Annotated in this window: 25 protein-coding genes; 12 read left to right on the top strand and 13 right to left on the bottom strand. The window is 66.0% G+C overall.

What is annotated here, in order from left to right; translation table 11 throughout:
- Positions 1-291 (top strand): electron transfer flavoprotein subunit alpha/FixB family protein (locus A3CW_RS0129390; protein ID WP_028206751.1); only part of this gene is annotated, 291 nt, incomplete at its 5' end.
- Positions 292-423: 132 nt separating this feature from the next.
- Positions 424-2,211: an acyl-CoA dehydrogenase gene (locus A3CW_RS0129385; protein ID WP_028206750.1), complete on the top strand. Its 1,788-nt coding sequence runs from the start codon at positions 424-426 to the stop codon at positions 2,209-2,211.
- An 81-nt stretch (positions 2,212-2,292) separates the two neighbouring features.
- Here A3CW_RS0129385 and A3CW_RS0129380 read toward each other — a convergent pair whose 3' ends face one another.
- Entirely contained in the window at positions 2,293-3,579 is a 1,287-nt protein-coding gene (locus A3CW_RS0129380) for a D-amino acid dehydrogenase (protein WP_028206749.1), read from the bottom strand.
- Between the two features lie 177 nt (positions 3,580-3,756).
- Between A3CW_RS0129380 and A3CW_RS0129375 the strand changes: the two genes are divergently transcribed.
- Both A3CW_RS0129375 and A3CW_RS0129370 read left to right on the top strand, forming a co-directional pair.
- The gene (locus A3CW_RS0129375) at positions 3,757-4,245 is read left to right on the top strand and encodes an Lrp/AsnC ligand binding domain-containing protein (RefSeq protein ID WP_028206748.1); all 489 of its coding nucleotides are present in this window, start codon (positions 3,757-3,759) and stop codon (positions 4,243-4,245) included.
- A 129-nt stretch (positions 4,246-4,374) separates the two neighbouring features.
- Positions 4,375-5,523, top strand: a complete 1,149-nt coding sequence (locus tag A3CW_RS0129370; RefSeq protein WP_028206747.1) for a PA0069 family radical SAM protein — start codon at positions 4,375-4,377, stop codon at positions 5,521-5,523.
- A gap of 16 nt (positions 5,524-5,539) precedes the next feature.
- Here the strand turns inward: A3CW_RS0129370 and A3CW_RS0129365 are convergent, their stop codons facing one another.
- On the bottom strand, positions 5,540-6,013 hold the full coding sequence (locus tag A3CW_RS0129365; RefSeq protein WP_028206746.1) for an NINE protein: 474 nt from the start codon (positions 6,011-6,013) through the stop codon (positions 5,540-5,542).
- 153 nt (positions 6,014-6,166) lie between these two features.
- Positions 6,167-7,327, bottom strand: coding sequence for a PQQ-dependent sugar dehydrogenase (locus tag A3CW_RS0129355; protein ID WP_456152326.1), 1,161 nt, complete (start codon positions 7,325-7,327; stop codon positions 6,167-6,169).
- A gap of 228 nt (positions 7,328-7,555) precedes the next feature.
- Here A3CW_RS0129355 and rpsP point away from each other — a divergent pair, with 228 nt between their 5' ends.
- From rpsP to A3CW_RS0129325, 6 genes are all read left to right on the top strand, one after another.
- Positions 7,556-7,819, top strand: coding sequence for a 30S ribosomal protein S16 (gene rpsP / locus A3CW_RS0129350; protein ID WP_028206744.1), 264 nt, complete (start codon positions 7,556-7,558; stop codon positions 7,817-7,819).
- Between the two features lie 97 nt (positions 7,820-7,916).
- Entirely contained in the window at positions 7,917-8,660 is a 744-nt protein-coding gene (gene rimM, locus A3CW_RS0129345; RefSeq protein WP_028206743.1) for a ribosome maturation factor RimM, read from the top strand.
- Between the two features lie 67 nt (positions 8,661-8,727).
- A complete protein-coding gene (gene trmD, locus A3CW_RS0129340) occupies positions 8,728-9,495 on the top strand; it encodes a tRNA (guanosine(37)-N1)-methyltransferase TrmD (RefSeq protein WP_028206742.1) in 768 nt (255 codons plus the stop codon).
- Positions 9,496-9,644: 149 nt separating this feature from the next.
- Complete coding sequence (rplS, locus tag A3CW_RS0129335; RefSeq protein ID WP_028206741.1) at positions 9,645-10,040, top strand: 50S ribosomal protein L19; 396 nt, start codon at positions 9,645-9,647, stop codon at positions 10,038-10,040.
- 86 nt (positions 10,041-10,126) lie between these two features.
- Complete coding sequence (locus tag A3CW_RS0129330; RefSeq protein ID WP_028206740.1) at positions 10,127-10,849, top strand: CoA pyrophosphatase; 723 nt, start codon at positions 10,127-10,129, stop codon at positions 10,847-10,849.
- Between the two features lie 150 nt (positions 10,850-10,999).
- Positions 11,000-11,938: a CobD/CbiB family protein gene (locus A3CW_RS0129325; RefSeq protein ID WP_028206739.1), complete on the top strand. Its 939-nt coding sequence runs from the start codon at positions 11,000-11,002 to the stop codon at positions 11,936-11,938.
- A 76-nt stretch (positions 11,939-12,014) separates the two neighbouring features.
- Here A3CW_RS0129325 and A3CW_RS0129320 read toward each other — a convergent pair whose 3' ends face one another.
- Genes A3CW_RS0129320 through A3CW_RS0129310 form a run of 3 tightly spaced genes read right to left on the bottom strand, consistent with a single transcriptional unit; the run spans position 12,015 to position 14,578 of the window.
- Complete coding sequence (locus A3CW_RS0129320; protein ID WP_028206738.1) at positions 12,015-12,338, bottom strand: putative signal transducing protein; 324 nt, start codon at positions 12,336-12,338, stop codon at positions 12,015-12,017.
- Positions 12,339-12,362: 24 nt separating this feature from the next.
- Entirely contained in the window at positions 12,363-13,304 is a 942-nt protein-coding gene (gene rsgA / locus A3CW_RS0129315) for a ribosome small subunit-dependent GTPase A (RefSeq protein ID WP_028206737.1), read from the bottom strand.
- Positions 13,301-14,578 (bottom strand): M48 family metallopeptidase, encoded by a 1,278-nt coding sequence (locus tag A3CW_RS0129310; protein ID WP_028206736.1) that lies wholly within the window; start codon positions 14,576-14,578, stop codon positions 13,301-13,303. The genes rsgA and A3CW_RS0129310 overlap by 4 nt, the downstream gene beginning before the upstream one ends.
- Positions 14,579-14,690: 112 nt before the next feature.
- Between A3CW_RS0129310 and orn the strand changes: the two genes are divergently transcribed.
- Complete coding sequence (gene orn / locus A3CW_RS0129305; RefSeq protein ID WP_028206735.1) at positions 14,691-15,320, top strand: oligoribonuclease; 630 nt, start codon at positions 14,691-14,693, stop codon at positions 15,318-15,320.
- A 58-nt stretch (positions 15,321-15,378) separates the two neighbouring features.
- On the opposite strand, the gene mog is transcribed toward orn, so the two are convergent.
- Together mog and yjgA are read right to left on the bottom strand one after the other, a co-directional pair.
- A complete protein-coding gene (mog, locus tag A3CW_RS0129300) occupies positions 15,379-16,002 on the bottom strand; it encodes a molybdopterin adenylyltransferase (RefSeq protein ID WP_035514309.1) in 624 nt (207 codons plus the stop codon).
- A complete protein-coding gene (gene yjgA / locus A3CW_RS0129295) occupies positions 15,989-16,603 on the bottom strand; it encodes a ribosome biogenesis factor YjgA (protein WP_028206733.1) in 615 nt (204 codons plus the stop codon). Before yjgA ends, mog begins: the two co-directional genes overlap by 14 nt.
- Before the next feature lie 244 nt (positions 16,604-16,847).
- On the opposite strand from yjgA, the gene pmbA reads away from it, so the two are divergent.
- A complete protein-coding gene (gene pmbA, locus A3CW_RS0129290) occupies positions 16,848-18,218 on the top strand; it encodes a metalloprotease PmbA (protein WP_028206732.1) in 1,371 nt (456 codons plus the stop codon).
- 112 nt (positions 18,219-18,330) lie between these two features.
- On the opposite strand, the gene A3CW_RS0129285 is transcribed toward pmbA, so the two are convergent.
- The 5 genes from A3CW_RS0129285 to A3CW_RS0129265 form a co-directional block, all read right to left on the bottom strand.
- Positions 18,331-18,828: a dihydrofolate reductase gene (locus tag A3CW_RS0129285; protein ID WP_028206731.1), complete on the bottom strand. Its 498-nt coding sequence runs from the start codon at positions 18,826-18,828 to the stop codon at positions 18,331-18,333.
- Between the two features lie 96 nt (positions 18,829-18,924).
- The gene (locus A3CW_RS0129280; RefSeq protein ID WP_028206730.1) at positions 18,925-20,454 is read right to left on the bottom strand and encodes a sigma-54-dependent transcriptional regulator; all 1,530 of its coding nucleotides are present in this window, start codon (positions 20,452-20,454) and stop codon (positions 18,925-18,927) included.
- 16 nt (positions 20,455-20,470) lie between these two features.
- Positions 20,471-21,949 (bottom strand): hypothetical protein, encoded by a 1,479-nt coding sequence (locus tag A3CW_RS0129275; RefSeq protein ID WP_407669776.1) that lies wholly within the window; start codon positions 21,947-21,949, stop codon positions 20,471-20,473.
- Between the two features lie 165 nt (positions 21,950-22,114).
- Complete coding sequence (locus tag A3CW_RS0129270; protein WP_028206728.1) at positions 22,115-22,960, bottom strand: hypothetical protein; 846 nt, start codon at positions 22,958-22,960, stop codon at positions 22,115-22,117.
- Positions 22,961-22,973: 13 nt separating this feature from the next.
- Positions 22,974-23,696, bottom strand: coding sequence for a C39 family peptidase (locus A3CW_RS0129265; RefSeq protein ID WP_028206727.1), 723 nt, complete (start codon positions 23,694-23,696; stop codon positions 22,974-22,976).
- Between the last annotated feature and the right edge of the window lie 109 nt (positions 23,697-23,805).

Raw genomic sequence — 23,805 nt, 5'->3', positions numbered from 1 at the left:
CCGCTCGCGGACAAGCTCAACGCCGCACTCGGCGCCTCGCGCGCAGCCGTCGATGCTGGCTACGTGCCGAACGACTATCAGGTCGGTCAGACCGGCAAGATCGTCGCGCCGCAGTTGTACGTGGCGGTCGGCATCTCCGGTGCGATCCAGCATCTGGCCGGCATGAAGGACTCGAAGGTGATCGTCGCGATCAACAAGGACGAAGAAGCCCCGATCTTCAGCGTGGCCGACTACGGCCTCGTCGGCGACCTGTTCACGGTCGTGCCGGAACTCGTGAAGGAACTCGGCTGAATCCGGCCGGTGTATCCAGCGACGAGCGCCGCGCATCATGATTGAGCGCGCGGCGTGAGACGAAGCAACAAAGGGGCGCCGCGGCGCCCCTTTGTCATTTGAGGAACCGCATACCGACAGGAGGAGACTGAAATGTACCAGGCGCCCACGAGCGACATGCTGTTCGTCATGAAGGAACTGGCCGGCCTCGAAGCCATCGCGAAGTTGCCGGGCGGCGAAGACGCCACGCCCGAAACGGTCGAAGCGGTGCTGCACGAAGCCGCGAAGCTATGCGGCGAAGTGCTCGAGCCGCTGAACGCCGAAGGCGACCGCAATCCGAGCCGCTGGGACAACGGCAACGTGCACGCCACGCCCGGTTTTGAGGCGGCATTCCGGCAATACGTGGAAGGCGGCTGGCAAGGCGTGCAGCATCCTCAGGAATACGAAGGACAAGGCTTACCGAAGCTCGTCGGCACGCCGTGCGTGGAAATGCTCAACGCGGCAAATCTCTCGTTCGCGCTGTGTCCGCTGCTCACCGACGGCGCCATCGAAGCGCTCCTCACCGCTGGCAGCGAAGCGCAAAAGCAGCGCTTCGTGCCGAAGCTCATTACCGGCGACTGGACCGGCACGATGAACCTCACCGAGCCGCAGGCGGGCTCCGATCTCGCCGCCGTGCGCACGCGCGCCGAGCCGCAAGGCGACGGCACGTACAGGGTGTTCGGCACGAAGATCTTCATCACGTGGGGCGAGCACGACATGGCGGAGAACATCGTCCATCTCGTGCTCGCGCGCACGCCCACGGCGCCCGAAGGCGTGAAGGGCATCTCGCTCTTCATCGTGCCGAAGTTCCTCGTGAACGACGATGGAACGCTGGGCGCGCGCAACGATGTGCACTGCGTGTCGATCGAACACAAGCTCGGCATCAAGGCGAGCCCGACCGCCGTGCTGCAGTTCGGCGACCATGGCGGCGCGATCGGCCAGTTGATCGGCGAGGAGAATCGCGGCCTCGAATATATGTTCATCATGATGAACGCGGCGCGTTTTGCGGTGGGCATGCAGGGCGTGGCCATCTCCGATCGCGCGTACCAGAAGGCGCTCGCCTATGCGAAGGAGCGCGTGCAGAGCCGCCCGGTGGACGGTTCCGCGAAAGCGGCGGTGAGCATCATCCATCACCCCGACGTGCGCCGCATGCTCGCCACGATGCGTGCGCTCACCGAAGCCGCGCGTGCGCTCGCTTACGTGGCGGCGGGCGAGAGCGATCGCGCGCATGGCGACCCCGACGAGGCGGCCCGTGCGCGGCATCAGGCGCGCTACGAGTACCTCGTGCCGATCGTGAAGGGCTGGAGCACCGAACTGGCGCTGGAAGTGACGAGCCTCGGCGTGCAGGTGCATGGCGGCATGGGCTTCATCGAGGAAACGGGCGCGGCGCAGTTCTATCGCGACGCGCGCATTCTGCCGATCTATGAGGGCACCACGGCGATCCAGGCGAACGATCTCATCGGGCGCAAGACGTTGCGCGACGGCGGTGCGGCGGCAAAGGCGCTGCTTGCCGATATCGCGCAGACCGTCGACGCGCTAGCCGCACAACAAGGCGCGGCGTTCGAATCGATGCGCAAGCATCTCGCGGCAGGCAAGGAGGCGCTGGCCTCGGCCGTGGACTTCGTGCTCGCGAAGGCGAAAAGCGATCCGAACGCGGTGTTCGCGGGCAGCGTGCCGTATCTGAAGCTGGCGGGCATCGTGCTGGGCGGCTGGCAGATGGCGCGCGCCATGCTCGCCTCGCAGCGCCTCATGCAGGAGGACCCGAAGTTTCATGGCGCGAAGATCGCCACGGCGCAGTTCTTCGCGCAACACGTCTTGCCGCAGGCGGTGGCGCTCGAAGCGGCGATCGTCAGCGCAAACGGCAGCGAGGGCGTGCTGGCGCTGGCGGAGGATCAGTTCTGACGCCGCCGCGCGCCAACCTGAGCGAGAAATGGAACGCGGCGCCCTGGAGGCGCCGTGTTCGTTCACGCAGCGTGACTGGCTTCAGGCGTATGCCGGGCGATGCGAGCCCTGCGTGTCGCCGAGATAGCGGTGCACCGAAAGATCGTCGGCGCGGATGGCAGGTTGCTTGCCCGAGATCAGGTCGGCGAGCAACTGGCCCGAGCCGCACGACATCGTCCAGCCGAGCGTGCCGTGACCCGTGTTCAGGAACAGGTTCGAGATCGGCGTGCGGCCGACGACCGGCGTGCCGTCCGGCGTCATCGGGCGCAGGCCGGTCCAGAAGGTGGCCTTCGTCGTGTCGCCGCCGCCCGGGAACAGGTCGTTGACGCACATTTCGAGCGTTTCGCGGCGCGCTTGCTTGAGCGTCTTGTCGAAGCCGACGATCTCGGCCATGCCACCCACGCGGATGCGGTCGTCAAAACGCGTGATCGCGATCTTGTAGGTTTCGTCGAGCACGGTCGAAACCGGCGCGGCACTCGCATTCACGATCGGCGCGGTGATCGAATAGCCCTTGAGCGGATAGACCGGAATCTTCATGAGGCCCGCGAGCATCTTCGTCGAGAAGGAGCCGAGTGCGACCACGAATGAATCTGCACGCACCAGCTCGCTGCCGCATTGCACGCCCGCGATACGGTCGCCCTGCATGGCGAGGCCGTCGATCGGCGTGTTGTAGCGGAATTTCACACCCAGTTGTTCGGCCATCGCGGCAAGACGCGTGGTGAACATCTGGCAATCGCCGGTTTCGTCGCCCGGCAGACGCAGGCCGCCCGTGAGTTTGCCCGACACCGCGGCGAGCGCGGGTTCGGCGCGGCCGAGTTCGGCGGCGGTCAGCAGTTCGTACGGAACGTTCGCGTCTTCGAGCACGGCGATGTCCTTCGCCGCGCCTTCGAACTGCTGCTGCGTACGGAACACCTGGAGCGTGCCGCCCGTGCGGCCTTCATACTGAATGCCGGTGTCGGCGCGCAGCGCCTGCAGACAGTCGCGGCTGTATTCGGCGAGGCGCACCATGCGGCCCTTGTTGAGCGCGTAGCGTTCGGGCGTGCAGTTCTGCAGCATCTGCCACATCCACTGCAGCTGAAATTTGGTGCCGTCCAGACGAATGGCGAGCGGCGCGTGCTTCTCGAACATCCACTTGATCGCCTTGAGCGGGACGCCAGGCGCTGCCCACGGCGCGGCGTAGCCCGGCGAAATCTGGCCGGCGTTGGCAAAACTGGTTTCGAGCGCGGGACCGGCCTCGCGGTCGATCACCGTGACTTCGTGGCCCGCGCGGGCGAGATACCAGGCGCTGGCCACCCCGACCACACCACTGCCCAACACGACGACTCGCATAGCTGCTCCATATAGATTCGTTGAGCTACGCCGCGTTGCCGGGACCCTGGAAGCGGATGTTGTGGCACCCATAGGGGAGAAGGCATGAAAATTCGGCTATAGCCAGTATTTGTAGCTATGCTATTGTTGTACGTCCAGGTTTTGTTATCGTATTTTTCGGATTTTCGGGAAGAAATCATGAGAACGCAGCGCCAACCGGTCCGCGCGCTCGACCGGCTCGATCACCGCATCCTGAAGCTGCTCCAGGAAGACGGCCGCATGGCCATGAAGGACCTCGCGGAGCAGGTCGGGCTCTCGGTCACGCCGTGCATCGAGCGGGTGAAGCGCATGGAGCGCGACGGCGTGATCACGGGCTACTTCGCACGCGTGAATCCCACGGTGCTGGGCGCGGCGCTGCTCGTGTTCGTGGAGATCACGCTCGACCACAAGAGCGGCAACATGTTCGACCAGTTCCGCCGCGAGGTGCAGAAGATTCCCGAAGTGCTCGAATGCCATCTCGTCTCGGGCGACTTCGACTATCTCATCAAGGCGCGCATTGGCGAGATGGCCGACTACCGCAAGCTGCTCGGCGACATCCTGCTGCAACTGCCGGGCGCTGTGCAGTCGAAGAGCTACGTGGTGATGGAGGAGATCAAGGAGACGCTGACCATCGCCGTGGGGGAATGACCAGGGTCACTGCGGCGGCTGAAAGCACCCCGTTTTTAGGACTCGACAACGCGGATCGATACTGTATATTTATACAGTATCGATCCGCGTTTTTCATGTCCGCGTTTTCAAGCCCATTTCGCTCCAGCCGTGACCGACTCCCATCACCCCGATCCCGACGCCTGGTATCCCGTTGCGCCGCCCACGGCGCGCAAGGGGCGCGGTGCGGTCACGAACCTGCAAGGGCGCTACGAAGTCGACCAGCGCGAAGCATTCGACGACGGTTGGCAACACGTGGACGGCGGCGGGGAAGACCATGGCGATGAACCCGGCGAGCCCAAACTGCGCACCGAAGTCTTCGAAGAGCGCGCGAAAAGCATCCTCACGCGCAACCAGTCGCCGGATATTCCGTTCAACGTCTCGCTCAATCCTTACCGCGGCTGCGAGCACGGCTGCATCTATTGCTTCGCGCGGCCCACGCACAGCTATCTCGGCCTCTCGCCGGGGCTCGATTTCGAGAGCCGTATCTACGCCAAGGTCAATGCGGCGGAGTTGCTCGCGCGGGAAATCGCCAAGCCGTCGTACGAGCCCGAGCCGATCGCGCTGGGCGTGAACACCGATGCGTGGCAACCGGTGGAGCGCGACCTGCGCATCACGCGCCGCGTGGTCGAGGTGCTGTCCGAACGGCAGCATCCGTTCGCGGCCATCACGAAATCCTCGCTGATCGAGCGCGATCTCGACTTGCTCGCGCCGATGGCTGAGCGCCGGCAATTCATGGCGGCGATCACGATCACCACGCTCGACGCCGAGATCGCCCGCACGCTCGAACCGCGTGCGGCCACACCCGCGCGGCGGCTGCGCACCATCCGCACGCTAGCCGAAGCCGGCGTGCCGGTGGGCGTGAGCATCGCACCCGTGATTCCGTTCGTGACCGAGCCCGACATGGAGCGCGTGCTCGAAGCCTGCGCCGAGGCCGGTGCCACAAGCGCGAGTTACATCGTGCTGCGCCTGCCATGGGAGGTCGCGCCGCTCTTCCAGGACTGGCTGGCGGCGCACTTCCCGCAGCGCGCCGAGCGCGTGATGAGCCGCGTGCGCGACATGCGCGGCGGCAAGGACTACGAGTCGGCGTTTTCGCAGCGCATGAAGGGCACGGGGCTGTGGGCCGACCTGCTCAAGCAGCGCTTTCACAATGCCGTGCGGCGCCTCGGGCTCAACGAGCGGCGCCACGGCATTCTGGACATGTCGGCGTTCGTGCGGTCGAAGACCGTGCGCGAGAAGCCGCAGCTCGACCTGTTCTGAGCCGTTACTGCGCGATTTACTGCGAGAGCGCCTTTGCGGCCTCGACCTGCGACTCGAAGTACGTTTGAAACGAGAGCGCGAGTCCCGTCATCAGCAGGAACGCGCCAATCAGCAGCGAGAAGATCACGACGAAGATCACCGTCCAGCCCGAGCGGCTCGTGCGGCCTTGCTCCACGAACGCGGCGTTGAACTGAGCGTCCCATTTGGCGTCGGGGCGCAGCCCGTAGACGATCGCCGCCAGAAACGCCGAGATGACCGACACCGCGCCGATCACGGCGAGCACCCAGCCGGGAATCGAGGCGCGTTCAGTTGCGACGAGCAGCATCACGCCCGGAATGCCGATCAGCGTGCCGAACAAATGCGCCCAGCCCCATACGTCGCGCGGGCCGTACAGATAGAAGCGGTGCGCGCCGAGGCTGCCAAACAGGAAGGCGAGGGCGGCGGTGAGCGTCTTGGAGCGAAAGCGTGCAAGGTTCTTGTCGTTGGGCATGGGCTCGGGCGAAACGTGGACGTTCGGCCGTCATGGGCGCATCACGTCGAACGCACACGGGCCGCCGGGCATTGTATGCCGCACGCCGGGCTTGCAGCACAAGCGCACGCTTATGTCCGGCACCATGTCTGCAGCTTCAACGTGGCGGTCGCGTCACGGTTTCGTGTAAGTCACGCGATAAATCGCGCCCGCATAGTCGTCGCTGACAAGGAGCGATCCGTCGGGCAGCGGCAGCACGTCGGCGGGGCGGCCCCATTGGGTCTCGTCGGCGTTGAGCCAGCCCTGCGCGAACACTTCCTGGCGCGCGTTCGTGCCGTCCGGGTTGGCGCTCACGCGCACCACGCGATAGCCGACCTTCTTGCTGCGGTTCCACGAGCCGTGCTCGGCGATGAACATGCTGTTCCTGTAGTCGGCCGGGAACATCGAACCGGTATAGAAGCGCATGCCGAGCGACGCCACGTGCGCGCCGAGCTTGAGGACCGGGGGCGTGAAGCCGCTGCACGGATGGCCTGCGCCGAACTCGGGGTCGGCGACATTGCCGCCGTGACAATAGGGAAAGCCGAAGTCCTCGCCCACATGCGCGAGGCGATTGAGCTTGTCGTCGGGGATGTCGTCGCCGAGCATGTCGCGGCCGTTGTCGGTGAACCAGAGGTCGTGCGTCTGCGGATGCCACGCGAAGCCGACCGTGTTGCGCACGCCGCGGGCGATGGTCTCGTAGTGCGAACCGTCGGGGTCCATGCGCCCGATCATCGCGAAATGCACGCGCTGCGGGTCGCTGGCCGGCAGGCAGACGTTGCACGGCGCGCCTTGCGGCACGTAGAGCTTGCCGTCGGGGCCGAAGGCGATGAACTTCCAGCCGTGGTGGCGCTCAGTGGGCAGCGAATCCGTGACGACGACGGCTCTAGGCGGATCGTCGAGATGACGGTCGATGTCGTCGAGGCGCACGATCGACGACACCGCTGAGATATACAATGCGCCGTTGCGCCAGGCCACGCCCACCGGCATCGTCAGTCCCGAGGCCACGATGTGGCGCTTGATGGCCTTGCCGTCCTTGAGTTCGAGCGCGTAGACGTCACCGCCCATACTCCCTGCATACAGGAGGGTGCCGTTGCCCGACAGCGTCATTTCGCGTGCGCCTGGGACGTCGGCGGAGAGCACCTCGATGTGGAAGCCCGGCGGCAGCTTGATGCGGTCGATGGGAAGCGCCGCGTGAGCGAACGGCGCCGCGAGCAGGGCGGCGGCAAAGGCGAGCCACGCCGCTGTGAAGCGTCTGGCCGACTCGCGAGACGCCGGAAAACGGGAGCTGTCACCCACGCCGCCGCTCCCACCGCGACACAGCCATTGCACGAGTCGTCTGAAAGTCGCCACAATTCGCTCCAGGGCCCACCCACCGTGGGCATGAGCTGCAGTTTGACCGCCGTGTCTTGCCGGCTTTCTGCGCGCCGGCGCGCAATTTCCCGTTAAGTGTTTGTTATGCCTCCGGTTTCGGGCTATAATCGCACGTTTTAGTAGTCCCGAACCCCCGGTTTTCAAGGATTTAGTATGGTCATCATCCGTCTGGCACGCGGCGGCTCGAAGAAGCGCCCGTTCTACAACATCGTCGCAACCGACTCGCGCAACCGTCGCGACGGCCGTTTCATCGAGCGCGTGGGCTTCTACAACCCGGTCGCTACCAAGGGTGAAACGCTGCGTATCGCTCAAGATCGCGTGACGTACTGGAAGGAAAACGGCGCGCAAATGTCGCCGGCTGTCGAGCGCCTCGTGAAGGAAGCGCAAAAGACCGCCGCCGCTGCGCCGGCTGCTTAAGTCTTTAAGCGTCTTTTCAGTCTGTTGTCTGTGTTTTACCCGCGTACGCGCTGCATGATCTGCGTGTGCGATATCAAGCTGGTCGCAAGGGGTGCCGATGTCCGCGCATGACGCTAAATCTGCCGTAGAGGCGAACGACGCGTCGGAAAGCGGGGCGCCTGAAGCTGCGACCGGCAAGGCCGCGGCTCGCGGCGCGCCGTCGTTTGGTGCGTTCGTGCGCAAGCCTGCGCGCGAGAGTGCCGCGAAAGCTGCACCCGCAACCGGGAGCCTGCGCGCCGAAACCGAAGCGAGCTGGCCGGCCGACGCCGTTGAAGTCGGCGCCGTGATCGACGCCTATGGCCTCAAGGGCTGGCTGAAGATCGCGCCGCACGCGCAGGACGGCCGCGCGCTGCTTTCCGCTAAACGCTGGTGGCTCCTCAAGGGCCGCGAGGGTCAGGCGCATCGCGAGCGTCATTCCGCGGTGCGCGTGAGCGCCAAGGTTCATGGTGACAGCGTCGTTGGCGAGCTTTCGGGCCTGGCCGACCGCGATGCCGCGCTGCTATTGCGCGGCGCGCGCGTGTACGTGAGCCGTGCCGAATTCCCGGCGCCCGCAGCCGATGAATATTACTGGGTCGACCTGATCGGCCTCGATGTCGCCAATGAGGCAGGCGTCGAGCTCGGCAAGGTCGCCGACCTGATCGACAATGGTGCGCAATCGGTGTTGCGTGTCACCTATGCATCCACGGACAAGGATGGCAAGCCGGCCACCGGCGAGCGCCTGATCCCGTTTGTGGGTGTGTTCGTGAAGACGGTGGACCTGGCGGCGAAGCGTATCGTCGTCGACTGGGAAGCCGACTACTAGGCACCGCGGCAACGCTGTGGCAACCCCGCCGCGCGCCTTGATTCAATTTCGCTGAACGGAGAGAGCGATGCAGTTCGATGTCGTTACGCTCTTTCCCGAGATGTTCCGCGCGCTGACCGACTGGGGTATTACCAGCCGGGCGGCGAAGCAGCAGCGTTACACGTTGCGTACGTGGAATCCGCGTGATTTCACGACCGACAACTACCGTACGATCGACGACCGCCCTTACGGCGGCGGCCCCGGCATGGTCATGCTGGCGAGGCCGCTCGAAGCGGCGATCGACGCGGCGAAGGCCGCGCAGGCGCAAGCCGGCGTGAGCACCCCGCGGGTGCTGCTGATGTCGCCGCAAGGCAAGCCGCTCACGCACGAACGCGTCATGCAGTTCGCGCAGGAGCCGGGTCTCGTGATGTTGTGCGGCCGCTATGAAGCGATCGACCAGCGTCTCGTCGACCGCTGCGTGGACGAAGAAGTGAGCCTCGGCGACTTCGTGCTCTCGGGGGGCGAATTGCCCGCGATGGCCTTGATGGACGCCGTGGTGCGCAACCTGCCGGGCGTGCTGGGCGATGCGCTTTCGGCGGTGCAGGACAGCTTCGTCGACGGTTTGCTCGACTGTCCGCATTACACGCGCCCCGAGGAATACGACGGCGTGCGCGTGCCCGATGTGCTGCTTGGCGGCCATCATGCGGAAATCGAGCAATGGCGTCGCCGCGAGGCGTTGCGCAACACGTGGAACAAGCGGCCCGATCTGATCGCGCGGGCCAGAAAGAACAAGATGTTGAGCCGGGCCGACGAGGCGTGGCTCGCTAGTCTCGCGAAGGGCTCGAACGAAGCGTAAGGCTTCGGGCGTGCGCGACAAGGGGCGCAAAAGGCGGTGCCGCTTCATGCGTGAACGGCGCCAGTTGTGAATCCATCCTCTATCGGGGCCGTAGTGCAGCAACCCTGCACAGGTACGAACGCCGACAAGATGGCATACGGAGTCAATCCATGAATCTGATTGAAAAACTCGAGCAGGAAGAGATCCAGCGCGTGCTGGGCGAGAAGACCATCCCCGAATTCGCTCCCGGCGATACGGTGATCGTCAACGTGAACGTGGTTGAAGGTAACCGCAAGCGCGTTCAGGCATACGAAGGCGTCGTGATCGCGAAGCGTAACCGCGGCCTGAACTCGTCGTTCATCGTGCGCAAGATCTCGTCTGGCGAAGGCGTCGAGCGTACGTTCCAGACGTACTCGCCGCTGCTGGCCAGCATCGTGGTGAAGCGCCGCGGCGACGTGCGTCGCGCGAAGCTGTACTACCTGCGCAACCTGTCGGGCAAGAAGGCACGTATCAAGGAAAAGCTGGTGTCGAAAGACCGCGCAGCTGCTCCGGCCGACCAGGCGTAAAAGCTGTAAGAAAGAAGCACCCTCCGGGGTGCTTTTTTCTTTTTGGCCGCAAAATAATCTCGTGTACGTGTAATCCGAGACGCCCGTTGATCCGCCCAGTATTTGAACCCGAAAGCCTGCCCATCGAATCGACGGGCGCAAGCCTTCCGCAGATCGCTGCGGAGCGACTGACCGCCGCCGGCTTGCGCACGCGCTTCGAGCAGCGCCTGCCGTGGGACCCCGAACCGCAGGAAGCCCGTCTGGCCGAGATGCGCGATCCGCGCGAGGCCGCGGTGCTCATGCCCATCGCCTTGCGCCCGGGCGGTTTGACCGTGCTGCTCACCCAGCGCGCCGACAACCTCAGCAATCACGCGGGTCAGGTGAGCTTTCCCGGCGGCAGCCGCGAACCTTCCGACCCCACGCCCATCGCCGCCGCGCTGCGCGAGGCGCACGAGGAAGTGAACCTCGACCCCGCGCGTGTCGAGGTGCTCGGCGCATTGCCCGACTACCTCACGGGCACCGGCTTCAGGGTCACGCCCGTGGTCGGTCTCGTGCACGAGCCGTTCAGTCTCGCGGCGGACTCGCTCGAAGTGGCGAGCATCTTCGAGGTGCCGCTCAGCTTTCTCATGAACCCGGTGCATCACCAGGTGCGCGTGCTCCGTTGGGAGGGCGGCGAGCGGCGCTTTTACGCGATGCCGTATCCGGACCGCCATTCACCGGACCTCAACGTGCCCGAACCCGTCGTCGCTTCCGGCGTTGGGTCCTCGCACTTCATCTGGGGGGCGACGGCGGGGATGCTGCGCAACTTCTACCGTTTCCTGCTCGCGTAGCACGTCTGGCGGCGCGTGCAAGCGCCGCCGCGCACTGTTGCGAGTTTGCCGCCCGAATTGCCGGCGATGGTCAGGCACATCTGGCCCTGTGATATCGTTGCAACACTTTCATAAAACCCCTTTCGCAACCCGATCTGCACGGCGCGTCGCATGACCTTCTTTTCCGTATTGCTGGCTCTCGTCATCGAACAGGTGCGGGCGCTGTCGCCCAATAATCCGGTCATGGCGCTCGTGCGCCTCAATGCGGAATGGGCCGCGCACGGCTTTGACGCCGGCAAGCAGAAGCATGGGCTCATCGCGTGGCTCGTGGTCGTGCTGCCGTGGACGCTCGCCACGGCGCTCGTCTACTACGTGCTGTACCACATCAGCTTCGTGCTGGCGTTCCTGTGGAACGTGGTGGTCGTGTACTTCACGCTCGGCTTTCGCCAGTTCAGCCACTATTTCACCGACATCCATCTCGCGCTGAACAACGACGACGTGCCGCGCGCGCGTGAAATCCTCCACGAATGGACCGGCATCGACGCCGTGGACATGCCCGTGAGCGAGATCGTGCGCCACACGCTGATTCACGCGGTGATCGCGTCACACCGGCACGTGTTCGGCGTGTTCTTCTGGTTTCTCGTGCCGATCGGGCCTGCGGGCGCCGTGCTGTACCGCATCGCCGAATATCTCGCGCGCGAGTGGGCGCGTCCCGCCGAGGACCGTACCGAGGCGTTCTCGAACTTCGCACAGCATGTGTTTTTCGTGATCGACTGGGTGCCGGCGCGGCTCACGTCGCTGGGCTTTGCGATCGTCGGCAACTTCGAGGACGCGATCTACTCCTGGCGCAACCACACGAACCAGTGGCCCGACACCAACGAAGGCGTGCTGCTCGCCACCGGCAGCGGCGCGCTGGGCGCGCGGCTTTCGGGCCCGCTCGCCGAGCAGTCCAGCGTCGATGTGCTCGCGCAGCCGGGCGAGGGCGGTCCGTACACGGTTGGCGACGACTGCACGCCGCGCACGCTGCAATCGGCCGTGGGCCTCGTGTGGCGCGCCGTGATCCTGTGGATGATCCTGCTGCTCATGCTGACGATCGCCGTCTGGCTCTGAGCGCCGCAGCGCTGAGCCGTTTAAATGCAAATGGGCCGCTTCTAGCGGCCCATTTACGTTTGGGTCAGCAGCTGCGTCACTCGTCGCGCACGTCGCGATCGCGTCCGCAATTCCAGCACACGGTGAACTGCGCTTCGAGCACCTCGCCGCAGCGCGCGCAACGCCACGTGGGCGAGCCCGGCGGCGGGCCGTTCACTGCTTCGTCGATCAAACGCCGGGCGAGCTTCTCGTCGCGCTCGTCCACGAGCCACAGTTCGGGCGCGCACTGCTCGGCCGGAATCTCGCCCATCGCGCCGCTCAGGTAGCGGTTGTGCAGCTCGCAGGGCACGCCCGCCGTCGCCAGGATGTTCATCCAGTGCTGGGCGATCAGCAGATTCGGCGCGCGCACGAGCTTGAGCATAGGGCGATGGGGGCAGGCGGCGCGTCAGCGCACGACCTGGCTGATCTCGTGCATGAGCTGCGCGTACAGCGCCTGGCGCTCGGGCGCGATGCGGCGGTCGTCGACGGCTTCCAGAATCGCGCAGCCCGGCTCGTGCAGGTGATGGCAGTTGTAGAAGCGGCAGTGCGCGAGCAGCGGCCGGAACTCGGGGAACGCGCGCTCGAGCTTGCCTTCGGTGAGGTGATAGAGGCCGAACTCCTGGAAGCCCGGCGAGTCGATCAGCGCGCCGCCCTCGGGGAGCGTGTAGAGCCGCGTGAACGTCGTGGTGTGGCGGCCGCTGTTGAGCGCCGTCGAGATCTCGCGCGTGGCCGCTTCGGCGTCGGGAATCAGCAGGTTCACGAGCGTCGACTTGCCCATGCCCGACTGGCCGAGCAGGATCGTCTGATGGCCATGGAGATGCTCGGCCAGCGCCGCGCGTGCCTCCTCGGGGCGGCCCTTCACCGAGACTTCCAGCACCGTATAGCCCAGCGCGCGATAGCGTTCGAGGCGCTGGCGCGCGAGCGGCAGCGCGGCCTCGACGTCGATCTTGTTGAGCACGATGAGCGGCTTGAGGTCGTTGGCCTCGGCGGCCACGAGCGCGCGCCCGAGCAGGTCTTCGCTGAAGTGCGGCTCGGTGGCGAGCACGATCAGCAACTGGTCGAGGTTCGCCGCGAAGAGCTTCGACTTGAACTGGTCGGAGCGATAGAGCAGGTTGCGCCGCTCACCGATCGCGACGATCACGCCCTGGTCGGCCGAAGTCGACTGATACTCGACGCGGTCGCCCACCGCGACCTCGCTCTTCTTGCCGCGCGGGAAGCATTGCAGGTGTGCGCCGCCGCCGTCGGGCGCGACGAGATAGTGGCGCCCGTGGGCGGCGATCACCACGCCGTGCAGCGTGGCGCCTGCAGCTTTTGCGTTGCCGGCGGCTTTGGTTGCGCGCCGGTTCATGCGTGCGCGAGCAGTCGGTCGATCCGCTGCGAAGCCGGCGGATGCGAGTAGTAGAACGCGGTATAGAGCGGGTCGGGCGTGAGCGTCGACGCGTTGTCCTCGTAGAGCTTCACGAGCGCGTTGACGAGATGCTGCGCGTCGGTTTGCGTGGCGGCGAAGGCGTCGGCCTCGAACTCGTGCTTGCGCGAGGAGAGGCTGCCAAGCGGCGTGACGAAGAACAGGAATACGGGCACGGCGAGGAAGAACAGCACGAGCGCGAGCCCTTCGTTGCCGCCGAGCAGCGACGGCCGCACGCCGAGACCCTCGTAGAACCAGACGCGCTGCGAGAGCCAGCCGAGCAGGGCGAGCAGCCCGAGGCTGATCGCGAACGTGACGACCATGCGCTTGATTACGTGACGGCGCTTGAAGTGACCCAGCTCGTGCGCGAGCACGGCCTCGATCTCGCTGCCGGAGAGGCGCGCGAGCAGCGTGTCGAAGAACACGATGCGCTTGGCGGCGCCAAAGCCCGTGAAATAGGCGTTGCCGTGCGCGGAGCGGCGGCTGCCGTCCATCACGAACAGGCCCTTGGCCGCGAAGCCGCAGCGCTGCATGAGCGCCTCGATGCGCGAGCGCAGCGCCTCATCGCGCAGCGGTTCGAACTTGTTGAAGAGCGGCGCGATGAAGGTGGGGTAGAGCACCAGCACGAGCATCTGGAAGGCGACCCATACGGCCCACGTCCAGAGCCACCAGAGGCTGCCCGCCTGCTTCATGAGCCAGAGCACGACGAAGAGCAGCGGAATGCCGAACGCGGCGCCGATCAGGAGCCCCTTGATGCGGTCCATGATGAAGATGCGCTTCGTCATGCGATTGAAGCCGAAGCGCTCCTCGACCACGAACTGGCGGTAGTAGTCGAGCGGCAGTTCGACCACGCCGGAAATGGCGAGCACGGCCCCGATCAGCGCGATCTGGCCCACATAATCGCGCCCGATCGCATCCGAGATGCCGAGATCGAGTGCCTGCACGCCGCCGAGCAGCGTGAGCGCGATCAGCACCACGGCGCCGAGCACGATCTCGATCATGCCGAGGCGCGTGCGCGCGACCGTGTAGTCGGCGGCGCGCTGGTGCGCGGCGAGCGGGATGGTGGCGGTGAACTGCGCGGGCACCGCGCCGCGGTGGGCGGCCACGAAGCGGATCTGGCGCGACGCGAGCCAGAGCTTGGTCGCGACCATGGCGAGCACGCCGACGACGAACAGCACGCTGAAGTACAGCGCAGGGGAGGGGGACAGATTAGGCATCCAGGAAGTCCGTGGTATCTATGCGACAATTATATGTTCTCGCCGGCCGGGCATCGCATCCTGTCGATGCCGCGCACGCGCCGCGCCACCAACGCTCTCCGGGTTGCCTTTCATGACTGACATTACCGCTGCCGGCGCGCCGACCATCGAGCGCACCGACATGAACCTGATCTGGCTCGATATGGAAATGACGGGCCTCGATCCCGACAACGACCGCATCATCGAGATCGCCGTGGTGGTGACGAACTCGACGCTCGACAAGCTCGTGGAAGGCCCCGTGCTGGCCATCCATCAGCCGGAGACGGTGCTCGACCGCATGGACGAGTGGAACCGCAACACGCACGGCCGCTCGGGCCTCACCGAGCGCGTGCGGGCTTCGACCGTCACGGAAGAAAGCGCGACCGAGCAGATCATGGCGTTCCTTTCGCAATACGTGCCGCCGGGCAAGTCGCCGATGTGCGGCAACTCGATCTGCCAGGACCGCCGCTTCATGGCGCGCTGGATGCCCACGCTCGAGCGCTTCTTTCACTACCGCAACCTCGACGTGAGCACGCTCAAGGAGCTGTGCCGCCGCTGGCAGCCGACCATCTACAAGGGCTTCCAGAAGCGCGCGATGCACACGGCGCTCGCCGACATCCACGAGTCGATCGACGAGCTCAAGTACTACCGCGAGCACTTCCTCGTTCCGGCGCCGGGCATCGTGCCCGACATGGCGGCGGGCGAGGCCGGTCCGGCGCTCTGAGCGCCGTTGAGACGCGCAGCAGCAGCGGCGCTGCTGCGCGATCGTTGAAGTTCGAGTGTTAAGCGCGCGGCGCCCGCTGCGCGCTTTTGGGCCGGAACGCCGCCACGACGTTCGGATCGGTTTCGATATACGGGCCACCGATCAGGTCGATGCAGTACGGCACCGCAGCAAAAATGCCCGGCACCTTTACGGCGCCCTGATCGTCGCGCAAGCCTTCCAGCGTTTCCTTGATCGACTTCGGCTGCCCCGGCAGGTTGATGATGAGCGCCGCGTGGTCGTCGTTTTCGCGGATCACGGCGACCTGGCGCGACAGAATGGCCGTCGGCACGAAATTCAGGCTGATCTGGCGCATCTGCTCGCCAAAGCCCGGCATTTCCTTCGTCGCCACCGCGAGCGTCGCCTCGGGCGTCACGTCGCGGCGCGCCGGGCCGGTGCCGCCCGTCGTCAACACGAGATCGCAGCCCAGGCCGTCCACGAGCGCCGTGAGCGTGGCGGAGATCGTCGCCGCGTCGTCGTGGATCAGGCGCGTTTCGGCGCGCCAAGGCGTTTTCAGCGTGTTGCCGAGCCACTCCATCAGCGACGGAATGCCCTTGTCCTCGTAGACGCCGCTCGTCGCGCGGTCGCTGACCGACACGAGGCCGATCACGAGTTCGTCAGGATGGCTGCGCTCAGGCTTCGTCATCTTCGCGGTCCTCGTCGGCGCGCTCGTCGTCGTGGTCGTCAGCCTCGTCCGCGCCTTGCGTGCTCGCGTCCTTGATCCACTGGAACAGCTCGCGGAAGGACTTGGGCGGCTTGCTTTGCTCCTGCTCGCGGCGCGCGTTGCGGATCAGCGTGCGGGCTGCCTGCGGGTCGGCGGCGGGGTGCTGGCGGATGAATTCGGTGAGCGCGGCGTCGTCCGCGAGCAGCTTGTCGCGCGTGCGCTCGATCCAGTGCAGGCGCGCCGTGGCGGCCCTGTTCACGCCGCGGTGCTCGTCGAGCTTCGTGCGCAGCGCGGCGACTTCGGCTTCGGTCAGGCCGCGCATCATGCGGCCCACGTACTGGAGCTGGCGGCGCTTGCCTTCGTGGTCGGTGATGCGGCGGCACTCGTGGACGGCGTCCGCGAGGTCTTCGGTCATCGGCATGCGCTTGAGCGCGTCCTTGGGCAGTTCCACGAGGGCCTGGCCAAGTTCCTGGAGCGCTTCCATGTCGCGCTTGAGCTGCGATTTGCTCGGGCGATCGTATCCGTTGTCGTCCTGCTCGGCGACATCGTCGTTCATCGGTTGAATGCGGGTTTTGCGTTTCATGGGCGTATTGTAGCGTGCGCGCGCTTGCGGCTCGGGCTGGAAGGCGGTGGACGGCGGCCCGATGCTGGCGCGGCAGTTGGTGCGGACGCCGGGCGACGAAAGCGCCTGTGATGCGTGTTCACATACCTTGCTATGATCGCGGGATGCGCTTTGCGAACGCCGCGCGTTCCGAAGCACCTGAATCGATACCAGCGAAACACGACACCAGCGGGCCGCACCGGCCCAGAACCGGACCGTAACGACAATGGCAGCAGACATCGAAGCCCGGCAACGCTTTTTCCCGCACACCCAGGACGAGCTGAGGGAGATCGCCTCAGACATCCTGCGGCACGCCAACGCGCTCGGCGCGAGCGACGCCGCGACCGAGATCTCCGAAGGCGACGGCTTGTCCGTCTCGGTGCGGCGCGGCGAGGTCGAGACGATCGAGCACAACCGCGACAAGATGGTCGGCGTGACCGTCTATATCGGCAACAAGCGCGGCAATGCGAGCACCTCTGACTTCTCGCCGCAAGCGCTCAAGGACACGGTGGCGGCCGCGTACAACATCGCGCGCTTCACCGCCGACGACGACTGCGCGGGCCTTGCCGAGCGCGATCTGCTCGAAACCGCGCCGCGCGACCTCGACCTCTACCACCCGTGGAATCTCTCCGCCGACGAGGCCGTGGAAATCGCGCGCCGCGCCGAAGACGCCGCGTTCGCGGTCGACCCGCGCGTGAAGAACTCCGAAGGCGCGAGCGTGTCGGCACAGCATTCGCAGTTCGTGCTCGCCACCTCGGGCGGCTTCATGCACGGCTATCCGTACTCGCGCCACTACGTTTCGTGCGCGCCTATCGCGGGCGTCGGCCGCAACATGCAGCGCGACGACTGGTACACCTCGCGGCGCAGCGCGGCCGAACTGGCCTCCCCCGAAGCCGTCGGGCGCTATGCCGCCGAACGTGCGCTTTCGCGCCTGAACGCGCGCAGCCTCGACACGCGCAAGGTGCCGGTGCTATTCGAGGCGCCGCTCGCCGCGGGCCTGCTCGGCGCGTTCGTGCAGGCCGTGAGCGGCGGCGCGCTGTATCGCAAGACGTCGTTCCTCGTCGACAGCCTCGGCAAGCCGGTGTTCGCGCCGCACATCCAGGTCGTCGAGGACCCGCATGTGCCGCGCGCGGCCGGCAGCGCGCCGTTCGACGAAGAGGGCGTGCGCACACAGCGCCGCGAGGTCGTGAAGGACGGCATCGTGCAGGGCTATTTCCTGTCGTCGTATTCGGCGCGCAAGCTCGGCATGCAGACCACAGGCAATGCCGGCGGCTCGCACAACCTGCAGTTCCAGAGCTCGCTTACGAAGCCTGAGGACGACTTCGAGGAAATGCTGAAAAAGCTCGGCACGGGCCTGTTGCTGACCGAACTGATGGGGCAGGGCGTCAACTTCGTGACGGGCGACTATTCGCGCGGCGCGTCGGGCTTCTGGGTGGAGAACGGCAAGATCCAGTACCCGGTCGAGGAAATCACGGTGGCGTCCACGCTGCAGGAGATGTTCCACCACATCGTCGCCGTGGGCGCGGATACGCTCGCGCGTGGCACGCGTCAGACCGGCTCGGTGCTGATCGAGCGGATGACGGTGGCGGGACAGTAAGCGCGCCTTCTGCGCTGGCTCGATAAAAAACGGCACGCCCTGGCGTGCCGTTTTGCTTTGGGGCCCGCGCCGCGTGCCGCCTGGGGCACCGGGTTGGGCAGCGCCCGGTCGGTCAATCCCGCCGCACGTACCGCACGAAGGCGAAATCGAAGTCGTTCGGCGCATTCGCATGCAGCGTCTCGCGCGACGTTTCTTGCCACACGTCGGGGTCGGGCGCGGGGAAGGTGGCGTCGCCCTCGAAGTCCGCTGAGATTTCCGTCACCACGAGCTCATGCGCAAGCCCGAGCCCTTCGCCGTAGAGCTGCGCGCCGCCGATCAGGAACGCCGTGGGCGCCTGGTCCTGCGCCGCGAGCGCGAGCGCCTCGTCGAGGCTCGTGGCGGTGTCGCAGCCGGGAAAGCGCTTGCCCGCGTCGCGCGTCACGACGATGTTGCGGCGGCCCGGCAAGGCGCGGCCGATCGATTCGTGGGTTTTGCGGCCCATGATGATGGGCGCGCCCATGGTGGTGCGCTTGAAGAACGCGAGGTCTTCGGGGAGCCGCCAGGGCAGCGCGTTGTCGCGGCCGATCACGCCGTTGCGGGCGCGGGCGACGATGAGGGTGAGCGTCGTCATCGAAAGGGTAGAGGTGCGAGGTTGTAAGCTGTTCGCAGCGATTCTACCTGAGCGCGCCGGGCGCCCCGGCGCGCTTCCTCTGCGGCATCGGGTGTTTCAGTCCTGCCCGTCGGGCGGCAATTCCGGCTGGTTCTCCGCTTCGCCGCCGAAGAACGTTTTTTCGTCGCGCAGGCCGTGCGCGCCCATCAGCCGGTAGAGCGTCACGCGCGAGATGCCGAGATCGGCAGCGGCTTCCGTGAGCCGGTGCCGGTGCCGCAGCAGCGCCGCCTCGATCGCGCGCCGCTCCGCGGCCTCGCGCGCCTGCGCGAGCGTGACCGTCTGCTGCGCGGTGAAGTGCGCGAGATCGAGATCCTCCGCCGAGATCAGCTTGCTTTCGGCCATCACGATCGCGCGGCGCACGCGGTTGATGAGTTCGCGCACGTTGCCAGGCCAGTTGTAGTTGTACAGGGCCTCGATGGCGTCGGGCGTGAAGCCGCGGATGCGGCGCGCGCTGTCCTGCTTGAACTTGTGCAGCACGTGGTGCGCGAGAATTTCGATGTCCTTGCCGCGCGCGCGCAGCGGCGGCTCGTCCACGCGCAGCACGCACAGGCGGTGAAAGAGGTCGGCGCGAAAGCGTCCGTCGCGCATCGCCGCCTCGAGATCGACGTGCGTGGCCGAGATGATGCGCAGGTCCACGGGAATCTGCTCGTGGCCGCCCAGGCGTTCGATCTTGCCTTCCTGCAAAAAGCGCAGCAGGCTTGCCTGGCTTTCCAGCGGCAGGTCGCCGATTTCGTCGAGAAAGAGCGTGCCGCCGTTGGCCGATTCGACGCGCCCGATCTTGCGCTGGTTCGCGCCGGTGAACGCGCCGCGCTCATAGCCGAACAGTTCGGATTGCAGAAGATGATGCGGGATCGCGCCGCAGTTGATCGGCACGAAGGTCGCCTTGCGCCGCGCAGAGCGCTCGTGGATCGCGAGCGCCGTGAGTTCCTTGCCGGTGCCCGATTCGCCCGAGATGAACACGGTGGCGTCGGTGTTGGCCACCTTGCGGATCGTGCGAAAGAGCTGCTGCATCGCTTCGCAGGTGCCGACCATCTCGTCTTCGTCCTGGCTCGCGGCGGCGGCGCCCGGCGCGTCGAGATCGCACAGCGACACCATGCCGAACGCATGGCCCACGAGGTAGTCGAGCGTCGCATGCGCGACCGGGACATGCACGTAGTCGAAGCAGTAGTGACGGATCAGGCGCCGCACTTCGGCGTCGGTGAGGCGCGAATCGTCGGTGAGCGCGATCCATCCCACCTGCTGCAGCCGCAGGATCGTCTCGAGGCCCGCGAACTCGCGCGGCGCGAAACCCGTGAGATCGACGATGCCGGCGTAGGCCGCCTCCGGCTTCACGAGGCGCGAGGCCTCGTGCACCGTGCGCGCGGTCGCGATTTCCCAGCCGCGGCTCTTGAGGTAAGCGCAGAGCAGCGGGTCGGGCGTGCGCGCGACATACAGCAAGGTGCGCTCGAGCCCCGCCTCGGGCTTCGCATCGCGCGCGCGGCCGGCGTCGGGGACATCGCCGGCAAGCGGCGGCCCGGTCACGGCGAGACGCTGACCGGCTCCGGCGAGCGGTGTCACAGTGGCGCCCAGATGTGAGGATTCGCGCACGATCGGCCTCATGTCATCAGAAGGTGTAAGGGAAACGCACGCCGACGACGAAGTTCGGTGCATCGGGCGTGAGCCCGACGGACACCGCGCCGTTGATCGTCAGGTGCTTGTTGACCACGTGATTCAGGCCGAAGTTGAGCACCGAGGCGGTCGTCTCGCTGCCCGGCACGCCGGTCCAGGTGCCGCCCGGCGACTTGGTCTTCGACTGCGGCTCGATGGCCATGGTGTACGAGATGCTCGCCGAGTCCTTGTCCGAGAAGGCGAGCGCGACACCGCCGCCGAACTGGATGATGTCGCCGAGCTTCACTTCGGCAGGCTCGGTTTGCCCGATCACCGAAGAGATGTCGGAGAACGAGCGCGAGATGTTGTACGTGTACGACAAGCTGCCGAACAGCACCACGGGGTCGTAGGTCTTCAGCACTGAGAGGCCGGCCGTCACGTTCCAGAAGCCCGTGCCCGTGGGCAGCTTGCTGGGGGCGACGAGATTGGTGTTGTCGGGCGTGATCTGCTGAACCTTGATGCCGAACGGCGAGGTGCCGGTGGCGGTCTTCACGCGCAGGCTGCCGACCACGTCGGGAATGTTGTTGGTTTCCTTCAGGAACTGGTAGTAGATCCCGAAGTTCACGTCACCGATCGCGTTCGAATTGACCGATGCATCCGTGAGCGTGCTGGCCGAGCCGCCCGCGCCACCCACGATGAAGGTGCTGTGCCGGTAGACGTAAGGCACGTCCACATCGATGCTCATGCGGTCGGTGAGGCCGTAGCGCGTGTCCAGGTCGGCGGTGATCGTGTGCGACTTGGTCTGCCCCAGATTGATGTTGCCGAGGAAGATCGCGTCGAGGGCAAGAAAGCCCGAAAGCTGCAGCTGGCGGCGATCGTAGTAACTGTCGCTGATGCCCCAGTCCAACGTCAGCTTGTGGTCGAAGAGCGGCGCGTGCTCGCGCTGCACGACCGCTTCTTCGGCTTGCGTGCGGGACGGCTCAGCGTTCTTCTGCGTCTCGCCAACCGTTGGGCTTCCATTGGGGTTCACGCCGACCGGCGCGCCCTGCTGCGGCCCGCTCGCGGCCGAGGTGCCGGTCGCGCCATTGGTCGCGCCCGCGTCCGGCGAAGGCGGGTTCACCGGCACGCCCGTGGCCGTGCCGGTGAGCGAACCCGGCGCCGTCGCGCCCGGCAGCGCCTGGGCGAGCGGGGGCAAGGGCACAGGCAGACCGTCTGCGCCCGGCTGTTCCGCGACCGTCGCGTCCGACGCGGCGTCGGGCGCACCCGCGCCCGGCATGCCGCGACCGCGTTGCGCCATTTCGAGGTTCGTCACCTGGCGCTCCAGTGACTGGATTTGCCGCTGCTGCTCGTCGACCACGCGCATGAGCGTATTCAGGCGGTCTTCGATCGACTGACTTTGTAACGCCTGCGCGTGGGCGGACTGCGAGAGCGCGAATAGCAAAACAGCTGCTGGAATGGCGGCCAGCGACATGTGTGGCGCGGCCGCCCTGGACATCATCTTCATTGTTCTTCCCCCGGGATCGAATGCGGGCGCCCGGCGGAACCCCCTGGTCCCACGCCCGCGCACGTCGATGCTCCTCATTCAAAGTGCTGCTTCTCGCGCGGGGCCTTGCCCGCGTGGTGGTCTCCTTGGCTGGTACGTCTCGTTATGAGCCCTCGGTTAGTGGAGATTTCGCAGAGCCTGTAATACGCCGGTCTGCCGGATCATTTGCGACGTCATCTGCTGCGTTTGCAGACTCAGTTGCAGCTGGTTGGCGACCTGCTGGTTATTGCCTGCGACCTGGAGCAACTGGGCGATCGCGCCGGCCTGTTGCGCGTTGCCCGGCATGATGTTCTGCGTGGCGATGCCCGCCGGCGTTTGCAGCGTCACGTTGACGCCGTTACTGCCGAACGAGATGCCCGCTCTTATGCTGCCGGCCGCGTTCGATGCCGACGCGCTCGGCTGGTTGGTGGCGCCTGGCAGATTGGCGAGCTGCGGCGCGTTGTTGTCGTAGGAGATGGTTGCGGCATTGGCGCCCGTATTGCCATTGCCGGCCACCTGGGTGATCTGCGAGACGCCGTTGATCGAGACGTTCTGGCCGCCGGTGGCCGTCGCGTTCGGGTTGGCGCCGCTGTTTGCGCCCGTGGTGCCGCCCTGCGTCGGGTCGATCACGGTTGCATACGTCTTCACCTGCGCGCTCACCTGGTTGGCCGCATTCTGGGCGACCGAGAGTGCGCCTTGCGCGACTGCGGTCGCGCCGTTTGGCAATTGCCATTGAGAAAGCAGGTTCAGAACGAACCCGGAAATCATGTCGCTGCCGGCATACTTGCCGGTCTGATGCGCGAGCACGTCGTCGCCGACGGCTTCGCAGCGGATGCCTTGCGCCTGCGCGTCGGCGTTCGAGAGAAACGCCGGCATCGGTTGCGGCAAGCCGATGCCTTCGGCCGCTAGCGCACCGCTCGAAAAAGCGCAGGCGAGCGCGGAGACGGCTGCCGCGATGCCACACTGTGAGAGGTTGCGTTTCATGATTCTTGGGACTTCAGAACATCACGGCCTTATCGAGGCCGTATTCGAAGAAGGGAGTCGCCGCAGTGCCATTGAGCAGGGCGTTTTCACGCAGCTTGAGCGCGAGCGACTCGTTGTTCTGCAACAGCGGAGAGTCCTCCAGGAACGGTTTGCCGAGCACCGCGAAGACGAGGCCGTTCCATGTTTTGGCGAAGTCGTCTTCGGCGACGATACGGTTGCCGAGCGCGGGGTCCGCAATGAAGATGCGGCCGTTCTCGGCGTGCTTGACGATCACGAAGTGCTCATAGCCATCGATGTTCATGAGCACCAGCACGGGAATCTGCAGGTGGTAGAGCGCGTCGGTGTTGACGCGAAAACCGCGGCCGCGCAAGCCGATCGTCTCGACGAACTTCTTCATGTCGAGCATGGAGAAGCCGTTCTTGACGACCACCTCGGGCGTGGAGAACACCATCATCTGGCGGATCAGCTCAGGTTCGGGGATGTCGATGCCGTAGCCGTACTTGAGCAGTGTGGCGAGTGCGGCGGCGCCGCAGCTGTAGTCATACTGCTGGCTGACGATGCTGCGATAGCGAAGGTCCCGCATCGAGTGGACCGGAAGCTTCACCGGCACGCCGATGAGGTGGGTCGCGTCGAGCGTCGACTGCTGCGCATGCACAGGCACAAGGGCCGCGCTGGCCGAGAGTGTCAGCGCGACGACAAACATCCTTGACGCCGGGGTCGAAACGGGCCCGGACATGGTGGTCTCCTACCTTCTGGTTTGCGCGCCGGCTGTGGTGGGACAGCCGGCGCGCATTGCTTGCTGCGCTTTCTGCCTGGGGCGAGCCCAGTTCCTGCGGTGCTGCCAG

Origin of the sequence: Paraburkholderia nodosa DSM 21604, assembly GCF_000519185.1 — a bacterium.
Lineage (GTDB): Bacteria > Pseudomonadota > Gammaproteobacteria > Burkholderiales > Burkholderiaceae > Paraburkholderia > Paraburkholderia nodosa.
Note: the sequence above shows the minus strand (reverse complement) of the source record. Positions and strands in the feature narration are given on the sequence as shown.